This is a genomic window from Alteromonas sp. M12 (genome assembly GCF_037478005.1).
In the GTDB taxonomy this organism is placed as follows: Bacteria; Pseudomonadota; Gammaproteobacteria; order Enterobacterales; family Alteromonadaceae; genus Aliiglaciecola; species Aliiglaciecola lipolytica_A.
Genome location: NZ_CP144164.1, coordinates 3,088,532 through 3,104,267 on the forward strand (window position 1 = coordinate 3,088,532; position 15,736 = coordinate 3,104,267).

The 15,736-nt window shown below is 39.9% G+C and carries 18 protein-coding genes; 3 read left to right on the plus strand and 15 right to left on the minus strand.

Annotation, left to right across the window (positions count from 1 at the left end; all coding sequences use genetic code 11):
- Positions 1–3 precede the first annotated feature (3 nt).
- The 13 genes from VUI23_RS13350 to ffh all read right to left on the minus strand — a co-directional run bounded on the left by VUI23_RS13350 (position 4) and on the right by ffh (position 9,353).
- Complete coding sequence (locus tag VUI23_RS13350) at positions 4–585, minus strand: DNA-J related domain-containing protein (RefSeq protein ID WP_342804656.1); 582 nt, start codon at positions 583–585, stop codon at positions 4–6.
- Between the two features lie 123 nt (positions 586–708).
- Positions 709–1,449 (minus strand): enoyl-CoA hydratase-related protein, encoded by a 741-nt coding sequence (locus tag VUI23_RS13355; RefSeq protein ID WP_303499114.1) that lies wholly within the window; start codon positions 1,447–1,449, stop codon positions 709–711.
- 40 nt (positions 1,450–1,489) lie between these two features.
- Positions 1,490–2,062 (minus strand): sugar O-acetyltransferase, encoded by a 573-nt coding sequence (locus tag VUI23_RS13360; protein ID WP_342804657.1) that lies wholly within the window; start codon positions 2,060–2,062, stop codon positions 1,490–1,492.
- A gap of 121 nt (positions 2,063–2,183) precedes the next feature.
- On the minus strand, positions 2,184–2,990 hold the full coding sequence (locus VUI23_RS13365) for a Rossmann-like fold-containing protein (RefSeq protein ID WP_216048330.1): 807 nt from the start codon (positions 2,988–2,990) through the stop codon (positions 2,184–2,186).
- A gap of 137 nt (positions 2,991–3,127) precedes the next feature.
- Positions 3,128–3,754 (minus strand): OmpA family protein, encoded by a 627-nt coding sequence (locus tag VUI23_RS13370; protein WP_303499108.1) that lies wholly within the window; start codon positions 3,752–3,754, stop codon positions 3,128–3,130.
- Positions 3,755–4,104: 350 nt separating this feature from the next.
- The gene (rplS, locus tag VUI23_RS13375; protein WP_216048581.1) at positions 4,105–4,464 is read right to left on the minus strand and encodes a 50S ribosomal protein L19; all 360 of its coding nucleotides are present in this window, start codon (positions 4,462–4,464) and stop codon (positions 4,105–4,107) included.
- Positions 4,465–4,483: 19 nt separating this feature from the next.
- Positions 4,484–5,281, minus strand: coding sequence for a tRNA (guanosine(37)-N1)-methyltransferase TrmD (gene trmD / locus VUI23_RS13380; protein WP_303499107.1), 798 nt, complete (start codon positions 5,279–5,281; stop codon positions 4,484–4,486).
- Positions 5,282–5,806 carry a ribosome maturation factor RimM gene (gene rimM / locus VUI23_RS13385; protein WP_216048328.1) on the minus strand — a complete coding sequence of 175 codons (525 nt, stop codon included), beginning with the start codon at positions 5,804–5,806 and terminating at the stop codon, positions 5,282–5,284.
- 23 nt (positions 5,807–5,829) lie between these two features.
- Positions 5,830–6,081 (minus strand): 30S ribosomal protein S16, encoded by a 252-nt coding sequence (gene rpsP, locus VUI23_RS13390; RefSeq protein ID WP_216048327.1) that lies wholly within the window; start codon positions 6,079–6,081, stop codon positions 5,830–5,832.
- Positions 6,082–6,293: 212 nt separating this feature from the next.
- Positions 6,294–6,455 (minus strand): hypothetical protein, encoded by a 162-nt coding sequence (locus VUI23_RS13395; RefSeq protein ID WP_342804658.1) that lies wholly within the window; start codon positions 6,453–6,455, stop codon positions 6,294–6,296.
- A 29-nt stretch (positions 6,456–6,484) separates the two neighbouring features.
- On the minus strand, positions 6,485–6,679 hold the full coding sequence (locus tag VUI23_RS13400; protein WP_342804659.1) for a hypothetical protein: 195 nt from the start codon (positions 6,677–6,679) through the stop codon (positions 6,485–6,487).
- Between the two features lie 388 nt (positions 6,680–7,067).
- The gene (locus tag VUI23_RS13405) at positions 7,068–7,625 is read right to left on the minus strand and encodes a CHRD domain-containing protein (protein ID WP_342804660.1); all 558 of its coding nucleotides are present in this window, start codon (positions 7,623–7,625) and stop codon (positions 7,068–7,070) included.
- Between the two features lie 321 nt (positions 7,626–7,946).
- Entirely contained in the window at positions 7,947–9,353 is a 1,407-nt protein-coding gene (ffh, locus tag VUI23_RS13410) for a signal recognition particle protein (protein WP_342804661.1), read from the minus strand.
- A 172-nt stretch (positions 9,354–9,525) separates the two neighbouring features.
- Here ffh and ccsA point away from each other — a divergent pair, with 172 nt between their 5' ends.
- Positions 9,526–10,317, plus strand: a complete 792-nt coding sequence (ccsA, locus tag VUI23_RS13415; RefSeq protein WP_216048322.1) for a cytochrome c biogenesis protein CcsA — start codon at positions 9,526–9,528, stop codon at positions 10,315–10,317.
- Between the two features lie 79 nt (positions 10,318–10,396).
- On the plus strand, positions 10,397–11,689 hold the full coding sequence (locus VUI23_RS13420; protein WP_216048321.1) for an HlyC/CorC family transporter: 1,293 nt from the start codon (positions 10,397–10,399) through the stop codon (positions 11,687–11,689).
- Between the two features lie 37 nt (positions 11,690–11,726).
- Here the strand turns inward: VUI23_RS13420 and VUI23_RS13425 are convergent, their stop codons facing one another.
- Together VUI23_RS13425 and sixA are read right to left on the minus strand one after the other, a co-directional pair.
- Complete coding sequence (locus VUI23_RS13425) at positions 11,727–11,906, minus strand: hypothetical protein (protein ID WP_216048320.1); 180 nt, start codon at positions 11,904–11,906, stop codon at positions 11,727–11,729.
- A gap of 74 nt (positions 11,907–11,980) precedes the next feature.
- Positions 11,981–12,460: a phosphohistidine phosphatase SixA gene (gene sixA / locus VUI23_RS13430; protein WP_216048319.1), complete on the minus strand. Its 480-nt coding sequence runs from the start codon at positions 12,458–12,460 to the stop codon at positions 11,981–11,983.
- Between the two features lie 355 nt (positions 12,461–12,815).
- Between sixA and VUI23_RS13435 the strand changes: the two genes are divergently transcribed.
- Positions 12,816–15,581, plus strand: coding sequence for an insulinase family protein (locus tag VUI23_RS13435; RefSeq protein ID WP_342804662.1), 2,766 nt, complete (start codon positions 12,816–12,818; stop codon positions 15,579–15,581).
- Positions 15,582–15,736: the final 155 nt, after the last annotated feature.

The window sequence follows — 15,736 nt, forward strand, 5'->3', positions numbered from 1 at the left end:
AGGTTATTTAAGTATCTTGTATGCCCACTCTATTTTTTTGCATATTTCCACATCCCCGCCTTTATCGGGATGATGTTTATGGAGCATTTTTCGATAGTTAAATTTTAACTTAGCGATATCATAGTTAGCCTCCAGCCCTAACAATGTTAATGCCGCCTGTTTATCTTTGCGATTAACCTGCGCGAAGCTAACCTTCATCTGCCTCCAAAATGATGCCAACATCTCTTGCACATCATTTTCTGAGGTTGAATCAAAGTTTTGCCAATCCAAATAATAGTCTTTTAGGGGATCAAGCTTTTCAATCGATAAACTCGTATTTTCCAATGGGGATAGCACTATTGTACTTACATTAATTCGCAACATTCCATGCCCCTGTCTCAACCAGCGCTCTTGCAACAAGTATAAGTGATGGAACAATACAAAATGACAACGAAAGAGCGTTAGAGGCTCCCTGAGAGCCTCTTTGTCAAATATTGAATAGGGAGGACGCTGAAGCAAAGTTATAATATCGTACTCGCTAATAGCGCGCTTACGAGCAAGCAATAAATCTTCGAGTGTATCCAGCAGTTGTTGATTTTGCCACAAAATATTCGTTCACTTGATGATGGAATAAAACACGAATTCTATGCCATTTAACACCGCAAAAAATTGATTCTCAACTATATTTAGCCTACCAACTTTGTGCGCCCCAATAATGACGATTTTGCCCTATTTCTTCTTAAAATAAGGCGCTACCGCTTGTTTAAATTCATCAGAACCTAATTGATTAGCAAATTCGATATTTTCTTTGCTCATCTGGTCGTTGATGATTTCTCTTTGGGGATCTCGGATTAGTGCTTTACTTTTCATCACCGACTTAATAGGTAAGCTAGCTATATGCTGACTTAACTCGGCAGCAAGAGTCGCCAAATTATCATCTGTAGTCACTCTAGAAACTAGACCAAAATTCAGTGCTTCAGCGCTACTGAGAGTTCGACCTGCCAGTAAAATGTCATTCGCAACTGCATGGCCAACAATACTTGGCAGCAAAATGGATGATGCTGCTTCAGGCACTAACCCTAACTTGGTAAAAGGGGCTGTAAAAGAAGCGGATTCTGAAGCCAAAACAATATCGCAATGCAATAACATGGTTAAACCGATACCTATGGCTTGTCCATTTACTGCAGCGATCAATGGTTTATTCATCTTCGCTAGGCCGCGCAAAAACAACTGTACTGGTGTGGCATCAGTCATTTCCATCTGCAAAAAGTCTTTTAAATCGTTTCCTGCAGTAAAAGTGTTACCTTCAGCACTTATCAAAACACAATGAATCTCATCATCGGTTAAGCTTCTTTCTAACCCTTTTGCCAACTCAGCATACATTTGCTGATTGATAGCATTTTTTTGCGCTGGGCGATTAAAGGTCATGGTTAAAACATTATTTTCGAGTGTTGTGATGATTTCTTGCATTTAGCTCTCTCTCGCTGTTTAGTAACGAATTTTTAGTTAATTAATCGCGTTGATTGTTTTTATTATCAATAACTGTAGCCGGCACGCCAGCCACAGTGGTATTTTCTGCAACATCTTTAGTTACAACTGCGCCAGCGCCAATAATGGCATTTTCGCCGATGTTTACTCCAGGCAAAATTTTAGCGCCCATGCCTATCCACACTCCGTTACCAATGGTAATAGGGCTGGCTGTTTCCATTCCTTTTTTGCGCTTTTGCGGATCTTTAGGATGAGTAGCGGTAGAAATTAATACGCTAGGAGCAAGTAAAACATCGTCGCCAAAAGTCACAGGGGCCGCATCTAAAATGACGACATTATGATTGGCATAGAAATTCTTACCAATATGGATATTGTAGCCATAATCACAATAAAATTGCGGCTCTATCCAGAAGTTATGACAGCTTCCAAATAACGCTTTGAGCAACTTCATTCCCTGTTTATAGTCTTTGGGTTCTAGTTGATTGAACAAATGACATTGGGTTTTAGCGTGCATCCGCTCAGCGTGCATTTCTTTGTTACTGGGGAAATATTCCAACCCGGCTAACCTTTTCTGTTTTTCGCTCAAATCATTCATTACGCACGACTTCCTCTATACTGGTAAGCACTCTATATGATGGCACCCATTTTTTCGAATCATTGGCAATGATAACTAAGCATAAACCACCCACCCTATTCGCTTACACGGCCTTTCAAATCTAACCTTGTGTTTGCTCTTTGTGATTAAGATATGATTGCCAAAGCTGTTCATAACCAGCTAAACGAAGGTGGAATGAAGATGAACAATGCTCTTGCCAATCTTTATCAGCAGAAAATGGCCCTTTACCGCATAAAGAACAACAATTCGCTTGATGTTTTGAACTTGGGGTTAAATTAAGCTCAGAGTAATCAATGTTTTTACTTCCCCAAACATAGGTTTTGCTAGCGGTAGACTTGAGGATTTTATCGCGATCGACATTGCGTAGTTGATAGCGGGGAAAATCAGCTGGCTGAAATGTCATGTACCCTAAAAAATTGATTTGTTCCGGCACTGGGTTTAAGTTTTCAATATTCCAATGGGAATACGGCTTTACATCTTTGGAAGTGATGTAAGCTAACTGCCTTCCTTTTGGATCAAGAAAGTAATCAAAACTATGTTGTAAAAAGCGCCAGATAAGTAATCTATTTAAGGTGTTTTTATGTAACTTTCCCTTGGTATCGAATTCGGCTTTATTAGAAAAAGCGGGGATTAACGGAAATTGAAATATAATCAGGTCGAAAGCGTGATGTAGACTGCTCGAAAAACTACTCTGGTTACAGATATCCAACTCATGCAAAACCTTCACTCCATGAGCGTGTAAATTAGCTAATTGGTTTTTACTATATTTGCTGGTTAAAGTGTCCTTGTCGTCTAAAACAGACGCTGTCACATTTTTAATCGCTAAATCTTTGAAAATAGACCAGGAAAAAGATAAATCACCATCACCAACGGTCAGTACTCTCCAATCTTTATCTAAATACATCATTTTTGTGGTAATCGTTTCATTGGTATAAGTCTGCGTGAGTTTATTGCAAATACAAAAACGGTTTCAAAAGAAACCGTTTAAAAGATTTATACAGACAGATAAAAGCGTAAATCTACACGCTTATGGAGGTACCTCTATTATTGCACAGGTATAATCCGTAATTCCACTCGACGATTTTGTTGGCGACCGCTTGCCGTGTCGTTGGTGGCTATGGGTTGAGACTCGCCAAAACCTAAGGTTTGCAAACGACTGGTAGCTACGCCATTTGATTCTAAGTATGCTGCGACACTATTGGCTCTTTGGATCGATAATTGTTGATTGTAAGCGGCATCGCCCACTGAGTCAGTATGCCCCTCAACGCTCAAACGCGTTTTTTCATAGCGATTGATAACTTTAGCGACATCATTCAAGACCGGATAGAAATTGGTAACAATTGACGCTTTGCCTGTTTCAAACGTGATATTACCTGGTATGGCAAGACGTATACTGTCGCCTTCTCGATACACTTCAACCCCACTTTGTGCCAACTCATCACGGAACTCTTCTTCCTGATTATCCATGTAGTTACCAATAGCGCCCCCTGCTAAAGCGCCTAAAGCTGCTCCCCATACGTATCGGCTTTTATCATTGTCGCCAGTACCTTTTCCGGCTAGCGCACCTAGCACAGCCCCTATTCCCGCGCCCTTCTGAGCATTGTTGGCATTAGAAGCACATCCGCTGATAATCAAACTTGAAAGGGTAATTGCTAGAAGTGTTTTTTTCATTCTGGTCTCCGTTAGTGAAAATACTAAATAATTTTTCAACTTTATTGCCAATAACTTACATATAAATAATCAACTATGAGGTTAAAAAGCAGAATCTATACCAATGTCATTATAAGTTAGCTTCTTTTTTCAAATGTTGACGTAAATCATACAATTAGAATAATAACTTGAAAAAACTGAAGCTTGGCTGAACAAAATCTTTGGCCTGCTTGAGAATCTTTTACACTGTGATTTGAAATTATGAATAAAATGTTAAGGTTGAATAAGTTGCTCCAAGAATAACAAGCAGCCATAAAAAAACCCGCTTTCGCGGGTTTTCACAAGTTAACAATAACGCATTAATTAAAATCTTAGTTAAGCTTTTCTCTGATACGTGCAGATTTACCTGAACGCTCACGAAGATAATAAAGCTTAGCTCGACGTACCGCACCACGACGTTTAACTTCAATAGAAGAAACTGCAGGGCTGTGTGTTTGAAAAACACGTTCAACGCCTTCGCCGTTAGAGATCTTACGTACAGTGAATGCAGAGTGTAGGCCACGGTTACGCTTAGCGATTACAACGCCTTCGTAAGCCTGAAGACGCTCTTTGTCGCCTTCTTTAACTCGTACTTTAACAACAACTGTGTCACCCGGCCCGAAAGACGGAAGATCAGTTTTTAACTGTTCTTGTTCAATTTTCTTGATGATATCTTGACTGATTTTGCTCATCATATCCTCTCATCCTAGATTAACTGTCATCTTGCTGCGAAAACGATTTTTGAAATGCATCCAATAGTCGTTTTTGCTCCTCAGTCAGAGCTAGGTCATTTAACAATTCAGGGCGTCGTAGCCAGGTTCTCCCTAGCGACTGTTGTAACCGCCACTGCCTGATTTTTTGATGATTTCCACTTAATAACACTTCAGGAACATTACGACCATCTAAACTTTCTGGCCGAGTGTAATGAGGACAATCTAATAAACCGTCAGTGAACGAATCTTGTTCTGCTGACTGTTCATGCCCTAACACACCTGGCACAAATCGCGATATCGCATCCATTAGCACCATCGCTGGAAGTTCTCCACCACTAAGCACATAATCACCAATCGACCATTCTTCGTCGACTTGTGACTGTATGACTCGTTCGTCGATACCTTCATAACGACCGGCTACAAATATCAGACTGTCATTTTCAGACAATGCCTTCACGCCGGCTTGGTCTAACTTCTTTCCCTGAGGTGAAAGGTAAATCACCTTAGTTTGTTTACCCGCTGCTTTCTTGGCAGCGTGTATTGCGTCTGTTAATGGCTGAACCATCATTAGCATGCCAGGACCACCGCCGTAAGGACGGTCATCAACAGTTCGATGTTTGTCGTGAGTAAAATCCCTTGGATTAAAGAATTCTACTGCTAACAACCGGTTTTTCACCGCTCGACCTGTCACTCCTTGTTGTGTAAAACTGTTAAACATCTCTGGAAACAGACTTACCACACCAAACCAACGAAGTTCACAAGAGCTCGGCTCTTGATCTATCATTAGTGGGTTCATTTAAAACCCAGGATCCCAATCAACCTTGATTGTTTTCGCCTGCATATCAACCACTTTAATAACCTGCTCCCGCAAGAATGGCAACATGCGTTCTTTTTGACCAAAAGCATCATTTGAATTGGCTTTTACTAACATCACATCGTTAGCACCAGTTTCAAACAGTTCTTTCACTACACCCAAATCATAACCACTTTCAGTTACCACTTGCATGCCGACTAGGTCTCGCCAGTAATAGTCGTCATCGGCCAGTTCAGGTAGCTGTTCAGCTTTAATGAAAATCTCCAAATTTTTGATACTTTCAGCATCATCCCGAGATTCCACCCCAACCAGTTTCGCGACAACGCCTTTATTGTGCGTTCGCCAGAGGTCAACGATATATTCTTTTTTACCATCGCCCAAAAGCCATGGTGAATAATCAAATACACCCTGTGTTTCATCAGTATAGGTAGTGATTTTAACCCAACCTTTCACACCATAAGGTGCACCGATTTTGCCAATCACTATTGTGTCAGACGCTAGACTCATCTATACCTCAATTTCTGTAGTGCTTACGCAGCTACGACTTTTGCATCTTTTACCAAGCGAGCTACGCGGTCAGACAAAGTTGCACCATGTCCTACCCAATGCTCAACACGCTCAAGATCTAAACGCAGACGTTCTGCTCGACCTTGTGCAGTTGGGTTGAAAAAGCCAATGTTCTCAATGAACTTGCCGTTACGTGCACGACGACTGTCTGCAACCACTACTTGATAAAATGGACGCTTTTTAGCGCCACCACGCTGTAAACGAATAGTAACCATATAAATGCCTCAAACTCGTAATAGCGTTACTGTTAACTTGTTTGCCCTGCTCTTTAATGTCAAAGACACCGAAAATCAAGGCCGCCGAATTATACTGATATGGCTTAGGAATGCAACTAAGAGAGGCTTAAAAATGCTAATATTTAAACAATTAACCGTGAATATTAAAAACTGTCAGAATAAACATGAAATAAGAGTGATTAAAACGCAGTTTAATTAGCCTCGGAAAACACGTCTAACCCAAGCTCTTGCCAGCGCTGTTTAAACTCAGTTCGCTCTATTTCAAGTAATTGTTCATACGTATTCATCTTTTCTTGATAAGCAGATGTCTGGGTAATTTGGTAACGACTAGGCAAATACTTTAAACTTTCCATCAAATAATAATCCTTCACCTCGACAGTTTCTAATAACTCATTGGCCAGGCTATTTCCCCCTGTTCTGCCAACAAAATGGCATAATAGGCGTCTCTGGTGGTGGAATAAAAGTTGAGTTTACCCCATGCAGTGAAAACCCCATGCAGTTGAGCATCAATCTGTTTGGCATCTTCAACTAAACCACTGATCCGAAAACTATTGGTAATACCGATTAAATTTAACATGAAATAGTAACTCCTCCTTTTTAAGTAATCTTCAGCGGCACCATAACAATATAAGAGGAAATCTGTTACGCGGTGCTCAATTGTACAAACAATAGAAGTAGATTCAATCTGCAGACAGGATGCCAACTAAAGCGAAAAAAATTAACATTGCTGTTCTGCAAAAACCAGCAATAGACGTGACCTCATCTTATGTATTTATTCCGTTGTGGATTAAATTGCTATTTGAGACGAAATTTAGTCGTAATACCAGAATACAATTTGCCGAATAAATTAGTGGTGAAAATGGTTAAACTTAGGTGTTTTGAATCTAAGCAGCTAAAAAACTACAGATGGAGGTTCCCCCCCATCTTTTAATAATTTAGCTAATTTTGTACATCAACACAGTTAGCTAACAACCCCTTTTATTGCGACTCATTACAAATAACATACCCGTCACGAATAAAAACCACGTTGCCGGCTCAGGCATTACGGTTAATTGGCCGCGCAATTCACCGCCATTAAAGTTTTGAGTATGTAAGTTAATGTAGACATTACCAGCCATGAGTTGCTCAGCTAGAGCATCGGTAAGCGGGTTGGTGACATCATCGAAACGCCAGTCGCCCATAATTGAGCCTGAGGTTGTCCCGAGAAAAGTAAAAGTGTCAGTGTCAAAGAGGTGAATCACTCCTCCATTTGCCCCCATAGGTGCGTTGTGAAAATGTCCACCACCAGCTATATCAATAATTGGCGAGCTTAAATCCATATAATCTATTTGATAGTTAAATACATAGGAACCTGACATTCCACTAAGCTCCCCCATCGCCATGCCAGAGGCTGTGGTTACAATGGATGGAACTTCCTGCTCCCCTTCCAAGGTTGCTGAAAACATGAAACTAGCATTGGCTAAATAAGAGAAAGTAGAAAGAAGTAGCACGTAAGAGATCTTTATCATGAATTTAATTTTCATAATATTATCCTGGGTTAAATGGTGATTAAAAAACAAGCAATTAATCAGCCAATTTTTTTTACCTTCGTTATTAGTAGGTTGCAAATCATCAATTAGCAAAGTGTTAAAAAGGGTGACAGTTTTAAGGTTTATTAGGCCGCTAAACGAAGCAAAATGTAAACGGGGATTTAAAGCATCAAACAGTATTTTTCGGTGAAAAAAGGCTAGATATGAAATTAGCGCGAAATGAATATTTAACAGCTGTGATAAGAGTTAATTGTTGTTGCTGATATTCACACAGATTGCTGGAGGATATTCCTCCAGCTTAAAAACGAAAGGTAATTAACGCTTGGGTGGGAACATTCCGCCCATACCGCCAGGACCAGGTCCACCCATTCCACCACCTGGTGGCATCATGCCCTTCATGCTACGCATCATTTTTTTCATGCCGCCACCGGACATTTTTTTCATCATCTTTTGCATTTGCATAAACTGCTTGAGCAAGCGATTGACGTCTTGAATTTGCGTTCCAGAGCCTTGGGCTATGCGACGTTTACGTGATCCTTTAATAATATCCGGACGCTGACGTTCACCAGGAGTCATGGAATTAATAATGGCTTCCATTTGCGTGAACTGCTTGTCGTTGGCTTTTTCTTTCATTTGCGCAGTCATGTTACCCATGCCAGGCAATTTATCCATCATGCCCATCATGCCACCCATGTTGCGCATTTGTTCTAACTGCTCTTTAAAATCTTGCAGATCGAAGCCTTTTCCTTTTTGAACCTTCTTGGCCAGTTTTTGCGCTTTGTCTTTGTCAACTTTGCGCTCAACTTCTTCAATAAGGCTCAGTACATCCCCCATCCCTAATATGCGAGAAGCAATTCGCTCAGGGTGGAAAGGTTCTAAGGCATCGAGCTTTTCGCCCATACCAATAAATTTAATTGGTTTACCGGTAATATGACGAACCGATAATGCTGCACCACCGCGAGCATCACCATCAGCCTTGGTCAGAATCACCCCAGTTAACGGTATCGCTTCATTAAAAGCTTTAGCCGTATTGGCTGCATCTTGTCCCGTCATGGCGTCTACCACAAACAAGGTTTCGACTGGTTTTACCGCTTCGTGGAGGTTTTTGATTTCCCCCATCATTTCATTATCAACGTGTAAGCGACCCGCGGTATCGACAATCAATACATCAAAAAATTGCTTTTTAGCGTGATCAATTGCGGCATTGGCAATATCGATAGGACGTTGCAGTGAACTGGATGGGAAAAAGCCCACATCTAAATCTTCGGCAAGGGTTTGCAGTTGCTTAATCGCCGCTGGACGGTAAACATCGGCACTGACCACCAAGACTTTTTTCTTTTCACGTTCTTTTAGGTATTTTGCAAGCTTACCGACACTGGTGGTTTTACCCGCACCTTGAAGACCGGCCATCAAAATAACCGCTGGAGGCTGCGCCGCTAGATTGAGGCTTTCGTTAGCGGCCCCCATAACTGATTCAAGTTCAGATTGGACAATTTTGATGAAAACCTGTCCAGGCTTAAGACTTTTAGTAACCTCAGTACCCACTGCGCGCTCTTTAACCTGCGCAACAAAATCACGCACTACGGGTAAAGCTACGTCAGCTTCAAGTAAAGCCATTCTGACTTCACGCAAAGTTTCTTTGATATTATCTTCGGTTAATCGGCCTTTACCGCTAATGTCTCTAAGCGTTTTACCTAAACGTTCTGTGAGGTTCTCAAACATAATTCTATTATTTCCTATTTCTGATAGTCAGGATTATACCTAATGTATTTGAATATAAGAACCTTACTATTAAGAAGATTTATTTGGGCTGATCTAATATATACGGTAAACTTGTCCCGTTTTCTAACTCTAACTGTTTGAATTACTACTACTTACCATAGGGCTTTTAAAAGTGTTAATACAAATTGTCTGCATCGTTTTTTATCTGTTCGCCGCAGGCTGGGTAACGTCTCGCTTATTTCATCACCAAGGTCCGAACCCTAAACTGATGATAATACCGGCTTTTTTAGCCTTAACAACGCATCTATATCTGTTAATTGAAGCCCTCAATCAAGCTCCAGGTGCGAATATGAGCATGCTCAATGTAGCGTCATTGATTGCTTGGTTAGTAACAGTAACTATGACGGTCGCATCATTTGCTTTGGCTACCGCGATTTTAATGCCTGTTGTATTCGGTTTTTCCGCCTTAATAGTATTGCTTGGCGCGTTGATCCCAGAAGTACATATCATGCAAATTCAACTGCAACCGGACTTGGTGATTCATATTACCTTGGCTCTTCTGGCTTATGGCTGTCTAATTATTGCGGTTTTATATGCCCTTCAATTGGCTTATATAAATGAACGTCTAAAACAGAAAAAAACATCTCTTTTGCATTCTTCGCTACCTCCTTTGATGACAGTTGAGACAATATTTTTTAAATTATTGTTAGCTGGAACCATACTTTTGACCTTATCATTGATCAGCGGTTTCGTATTTCTTGATAATATGTGGGCAAAAGAACAAGCGCATAAAACCATATTGTCAGTAATCGCGTGGATAATATTTTCAGTTACTGCAATAGGTCATCACAAGTGGGGATGGCGCGGAAAACCGGTTATATCGGCAACCTTAGTTGGCGCATTCTTACTAACATTGGCTTATTTTGGTAGTCGTTTTGTGAAAGAAGTTATACTTGGCTCGTGAAGTATTTAAATATTCAGCTTGAATACTGATGAAGATAAACATACATTCATACCTGAACCTTAATATAGGAACAATTTAGTTGGACGACATCTCGACGAGTACGTTAATAACTCTGCTCGGCATTCTGATATTTCTTTCTGCATATTTCTCAAGTTCTGAAACAGGAATGATGTCTATTAACCGATATCGCCTGAAACACCTTGAAAATGAAGGCCACAAAGGTGCGCTTCGTGTAACCAAGTTACTATCGCGACCGGATAGATTAATTGGCCTGATCCTGATTGGCAATAACCTAGTTAATATTGCTGCTGCATCTGTAGCAACCATTTTATGCTTGCGTTTGTTCGGTGATGTTTGGGGTTTAGCCATCGCCAACTTCGGTTTAACCTTTGTGATTCTGATTTTTGCTGAAGTCACACCAAAAACCGTGGCCGCTCTGTATCCTGAGAAAATTGCCTTCCCTAGTTCGATTATTCTATTACCCCTAATGTTCCTGTTATATCCCTTGGTATACCTTATCAACGGAATTTGTAATGGATTATTAATGTTGTTGCGGGTTAATCCGGTCAACAATGATGGTAAAAATTTAAGTCGAGAAGAGCTACGCACAGTTGTGCATGAAGCCGGTGCCTTGATCCCTCAGAAGCACCAAGAAATGCTAGTCGGTATTTTAGATTTAGAAAAAGTTACCGCTGAAGACATTATGATCCCACGTAGTGAAATTGTATCGATTGATATTAATGACGAATGGAAGGATATTCAGCGCCAATTAGTCAACGCACAACACACTCGTGTGCTGTTGTATCGAGACAGTATTGACGATGCAGTTGGCTTTGTTCACATGCGTGACGCATTAAGATTGTTGTCTAAAGATCAATTTACAAAGGCGAGCCTGTTGCGTGCAGTGCGAGAAATTTACTTCACTCCAGAATCAACACCTCTGCACACCTTAATGTATCAATTTCAAGCGGCCAAAGAACGAATTGGTTTAGTCGTTGATGAATACGGCGATATACAAGGCTTAGTCACACTTGAAGATATCCTAGAAGAAATTATTGGTGATTTCACCACTAGTATTGCGCCAGATCATTCCAAAGAAGCAAATATTCAACAAGATGGCAGTGTCTTAGTTGATGGCAGTGCTAACCTTAGAGAATTGAATAAAGAAATGGATTGGCATTTTCCGACCGAAGGTCCAAAAACACTAAATGGACTTATATTAGAGCACTTAGAAGACATTCCTGACGCAAACATCAGTGTTCGTCTTTATGGTTATCCTATAGAGGTTATTGAAATTAAAGATAACATGGTGAAAACCGTGAGAGTATTACCAGCTTATTACAGCATGCCACCTGAAGAAGACACGAATTAACCGTAAATTTTCCTAGCGCGTAAAATTACTTTCCGTATTAAGATTGTTTTTGTGCACGCTTGAGTAGGATGGCTTGCTTCATTTTCTCTACGTTTTCGTTAAGTTTTGCTAAGCGCACGTAAATATTCTCCAACTCATCATCATGAGTTAGTTGCGATTGTTCCACGTGCTGCTGCAATGCCTGCTGTAAGTAAGCAGGTAAACTTTTACTAGACATAGGCCTCCCCTCAGATTTTTATCGGAATAAAACGCAAAAACTGTAGGGTATTGAAGCGGAATTTAGCAGATATATTATTTAGGGGTGTATGTTTTAACGATGTGACCTTTCGACTCTTCAACATTATAGTCAATACAAACAATTGTACCGGTAGAAAACATTCTCAATTCATCTATTTCACACATCTCATCAACCAGATAACTGACAAATGGCATATGGCTAACTAAAAGCAATCCAGTAACATTTGGGTGTTGTTCAGCAAATTGGTCAATAGAATAATGTAATGCCTGACAATTGCCGCTAGGCACTAAATCTGAATTAGAGCGTATATCAACAATCTTTGTCGCAAGGTTTACTTGCTGAAATGTTTGTTGCGCCCTTACAAATGGGCTCACCATGGCGTGGCTTAGTGGTACCTTTGACTCTTCTGCAAACGATTGCAGCCAATTCCCACTTTGCTTAGCCTGAGAAATACCATAGTCATTTAACGGTCTTAATTGATCATTTTGCAAAGATGGTTTGGCTTCACCATGGCGCATCACAAAAATGTACATAATTGGTCCATATTACGAGAGCTTTCAACACAAACTATTGTGCAGATTGTTATGAATATCAATATTGCCTGAATTCAATTTCATATAGTAGAGTCGAAATGCAATAAAAACGATATGTTTTAGAGGTTTATTTTTTAATTTAGACAAAATAGCTGTTAAGGGTAAGTTAACTACTCATTTATTGAGATTTAAAGTCGATATGAATAATTAAGCACGAAAAATAAACAGGTTCAATTCGTTTCTACTTTTTCATTTTTCCAATTCGTCATTTTTTAATAAACAAATTCAGCCAGTTTATTTAAAAAAATTTTTATTGAGTTATGCTTGTTATCAAACTTCCAAGAAGGTGATCTAGTTGCAGCTAAGTATAAACGACAAACGGGCCTATCTACAGGTTACACTTGCCAATGGCCTGCGAGTATTATTAGTGAATGATGCTGATTGTCGAAAATCTGCAGCAGCAGTGTGCGTTCAAGCCGGACATTTTGATGATCCGGCTGATATTCATGGCCTAGCCCATTTACTTGAACATATGCTATTTAATGGCAGTGAGATGTTTCAAGATGCAGACAACTTAGATAAATTCCTTTCGCCCCATAGCGGCAGTGTTAACGCTTATACCGGCACGGAATTTTCGAATTACCATTTCGATGTATCACATACATATTTGCCAGAGGGGCTGCAGCGATTTGCTGACATGCTGTTTAACCCGCTATTTAGCAAAAAGGCAATCGACAAAGAAATAAAAGCCATTGATGCTGAGTTCAACTTAAAAATACATGACGATTTGCGACGCCTCTACCAAGTACACAAAGAAACATGCAATCCAAATCACCCATTTAGTAAATTTTCAGTGGGTAACGGAGAAACGTTCTGCGCGCACTCCATAGAAAAAATTCAAAGTGCGCTAATTGAGCTGCATAAAAAGCACTATATACCCAACAATATGACCTTATGTATTGTCAGTAACATGTCTTTAGAAGAACAACAAAAATGTGTAGAAGACAGGTTTGGCACAATCAAATCTGGTAGTGATTTTGAGCGCCCCACGCCACCACCTTTGTATTTGCCAAACCAGTTGGGTGTCAAAATAAGTATTAAACCGATCAAAGATGCGCGCCGCTTAATAATTAGTTTCGCATTACCAGACATGCAACATTATTGTGATTCAAAACCACTGGAATTTATTAGTCATTTATTAGGGGATGAGGGTAAAGGTAGTCTACTGACGCATTATAAGCGCATGAATTGGGCGACTAACCTAAGTGCTGGAGGCGGCATCAATGGAACTGGCTTCAAAGATTTTAATGTCAATTTACAACTTACTGAAGTCGGCAAAGACAATATTTCAGAAGTGCTAAATAGTCTATTTTATTACCTCAAGCTCATTCGCAATAATGCACTTGACGAATGGCGCATTAAAGAGAAAGCCATTTTAGGAAAATTGGCTTTTGACCACATCGAAAATGCAAAGCCCTTAGATGACGCAGTACAATTTTCCAATTTAATGTTTCACTACCCTGAAGCCGATATTTTAACAGGTGATTATTTAATTACCGATTTTTCAGTGCAACCAATTGAGACTTGCTTAACTTTCATGAGTCCAGAGAATATGCGCTTGAAGTTAATCAGTAAAGACGTGCAAACAAACAAAGTTGCACGTTGGTACGAAACCCCTTATGCGATTGAATCTATAGATGGGAATTTATTAAAAGCACTGTCGACACCTAGCGACCTCGATGACGTTCATTTGCCTCCCCCCAATCCATACATAACAGAATCCTGTGAACTGGTAGACGTGGATGACAAATATCTCTTACCTAGCAGAATTTTGCATGAGCAAAACTTACAGGTATGGTTTGCGCAGGATTCACTATTTAGTCAACCCAAAGGAGATTGCTTTATTTCGTTTGATTGCGAGGCGGTTACCCAAGGGGCCAAAATTTCGGCCTACAAGCGTTTATGGGTTGCATTGATGGTGGAGCATTTAAATGACCAATTTTACCATGCCGGTGTTGCAGGGTTGCATTATCATTTGTATGCGCATCAAGGTGGTTTTTCTATTCACACAAATGGTTTTTCGCACAACCAACTTGAACTCAGTATAAATATTTTAAATCAAGTGATGGCCGACGTTGATCTAAAACCGCTGTTTGAACAGGTAAAACACAAACAACTTCAAAACTTACAAAATTCACTATTAAATAAACCGATTAACCGTTTGTTTTCGCGGCTTTCAGGCTTAATTCAGCGCTTTACTTATGCGCCACTAGAATTATTACCACTGGTTGAAAATGCCACAATAGAAGATATCTACTGGCTCAAAGAGCAATTATTTAAAAATTACTCGGTTGAGGCGTTTGTGTTTGGCAATTGGACAATGCAACAATCTAAGCAGTTTGCAAGTAGATTGAAAGATATGCCTAAACCTAGTCAAACGGGAAGTCAAATAAAGCGTGAAGTAGTTGATTTAAAGCATACTATTCACTATAAAAATCAGGTAATGAGTCAACACCCAGATTCTGCAGTAGTGCTTTATTTACAAACACCTACAGCCTCAATTAAAGATGTTGCGTTAACCATTTTAGTGGAACAGTTATTGGCCTCACCCTTTTTTCATGAAATTCGAAATGAAAAACAATTAGGTTACTTGGTTGGCAGTGGTTATTTACCCCTTAATCAACACCCCGGCATGGTTTTTTATGCACAATCACCTAATTTCAGCGCGAAACAAATTTTGATTGAAATACAGAGTTTCCTTGCACAAATCACTGCAAGCATAGATGACTATGAAGAAGTTTGGTCGCACGTTAGAACCAGCGTGTCTAAACAGTTGCAAGGTAATGACACCAATCTAACCGCTAAAGCACAAAGGTTATGGCTTGCCATTGGTAACCAAGACCTTGAGTTTAATTTACAGACAGCAATAGCAAAAGCCCTTTTTTCATTAACCTTTGACGACATCAAGACCTTCTGTCAACTACTGATAGCGCCTGCAAATGTTGGGACCCTCGTACTATATTGTTGTGGAGATAAAAATAAGCCGGAAGATATTCCAGCAGATGGCAAAGAGATCGATGATTTAACGGCGTTTAAACATCAAGCAAGTTACATTATCTAAATTTTGAGGTTGCGCAAAGTGACATGGCGCTTAACTACCATCACTTCCAATTTGCATGTTCCTGACTTTTTAAACCAGTATTTTAGAACGGTTTTTAAACGAAAATGTAAATATTTGTTATTTAAACGGTAAAGAAGTCACTCAGAACTTGTACA

What these genes read in the sequence shown, in the direction of transcription:
- VUI23_RS13355 (WP_303499114.1), bottom strand. Translation starts at nt 1,449, where the DNA reads ATGCAAGAAATCATCACAACACTCGAAAATAATGTTTTAACCATGACC.
- VUI23_RS13360 (WP_342804657.1), bottom strand. Translation starts at nt 2,062, where the DNA reads ATGAATGATTTGAGCGAAAAACAGAAAAGGTTAGCCGGGTTGGAATAT.
- VUI23_RS13365 (WP_216048330.1), bottom strand. Translation starts at nt 2,990, where the DNA reads ATGATGTATTTAGATAAAGATTGGAGAGTACTGACCGTTGGTGATGGT.
- VUI23_RS13370 (WP_303499108.1), bottom strand. Translation starts at nt 3,754, where the DNA reads ATGAAAAAAACACTTCTAGCAATTACCCTTTCAAGTTTGATTATCAGC.
- rplS (WP_216048581.1), bottom strand. Translation starts at nt 4,464, where the DNA reads ATGAGCAAAATCAGTCAAGATATCATCAAGAAAATTGAACAAGAACAG.
- trmD (WP_303499107.1), bottom strand. Translation starts at nt 5,281, where the DNA reads ATGAACCCACTAATGATAGATCAAGAGCCGAGCTCTTGTGAACTTCGT.
- rimM (WP_216048328.1), bottom strand. Translation starts at nt 5,806, where the DNA reads ATGAGTCTAGCGTCTGACACAATAGTGATTGGCAAAATCGGTGCACCT.
- rpsP (WP_216048327.1), bottom strand. Translation starts at nt 6,081, where the DNA reads ATGGTTACTATTCGTTTACAGCGTGGTGGCGCTAAAAAGCGTCCATTT.
- VUI23_RS13395 (WP_342804658.1), bottom strand. Translation starts at nt 6,455, where the DNA reads ATGGAAAGTTTAAAGTATTTGCCTAGTCGTTACCAAATTACCCAGACA.
- VUI23_RS13400 (WP_342804659.1), bottom strand. Translation starts at nt 6,679, where the DNA reads ATGTTAAATTTAATCGGTATTACCAATAGTTTTCGGATCAGTGGTTTA.
- VUI23_RS13405 (WP_342804660.1), bottom strand. Translation starts at nt 7,625, where the DNA reads ATGAAAATTAAATTCATGATAAAGATCTCTTACGTGCTACTTCTTTCT.
- ffh (WP_342804661.1), bottom strand. Translation starts at nt 9,353, where the DNA reads ATGTTTGAGAACCTCACAGAACGTTTAGGTAAAACGCTTAGAGACATT.
- VUI23_RS13425 (WP_216048320.1), bottom strand. Translation starts at nt 11,906, where the DNA reads ATGTCTAGTAAAAGTTTACCTGCTTACTTACAGCAGGCATTGCAGCAG.
- sixA (WP_216048319.1), bottom strand. Translation starts at nt 12,460, where the DNA reads ATGTACATTTTTGTGATGCGCCATGGTGAAGCCAAACCATCTTTGCAA.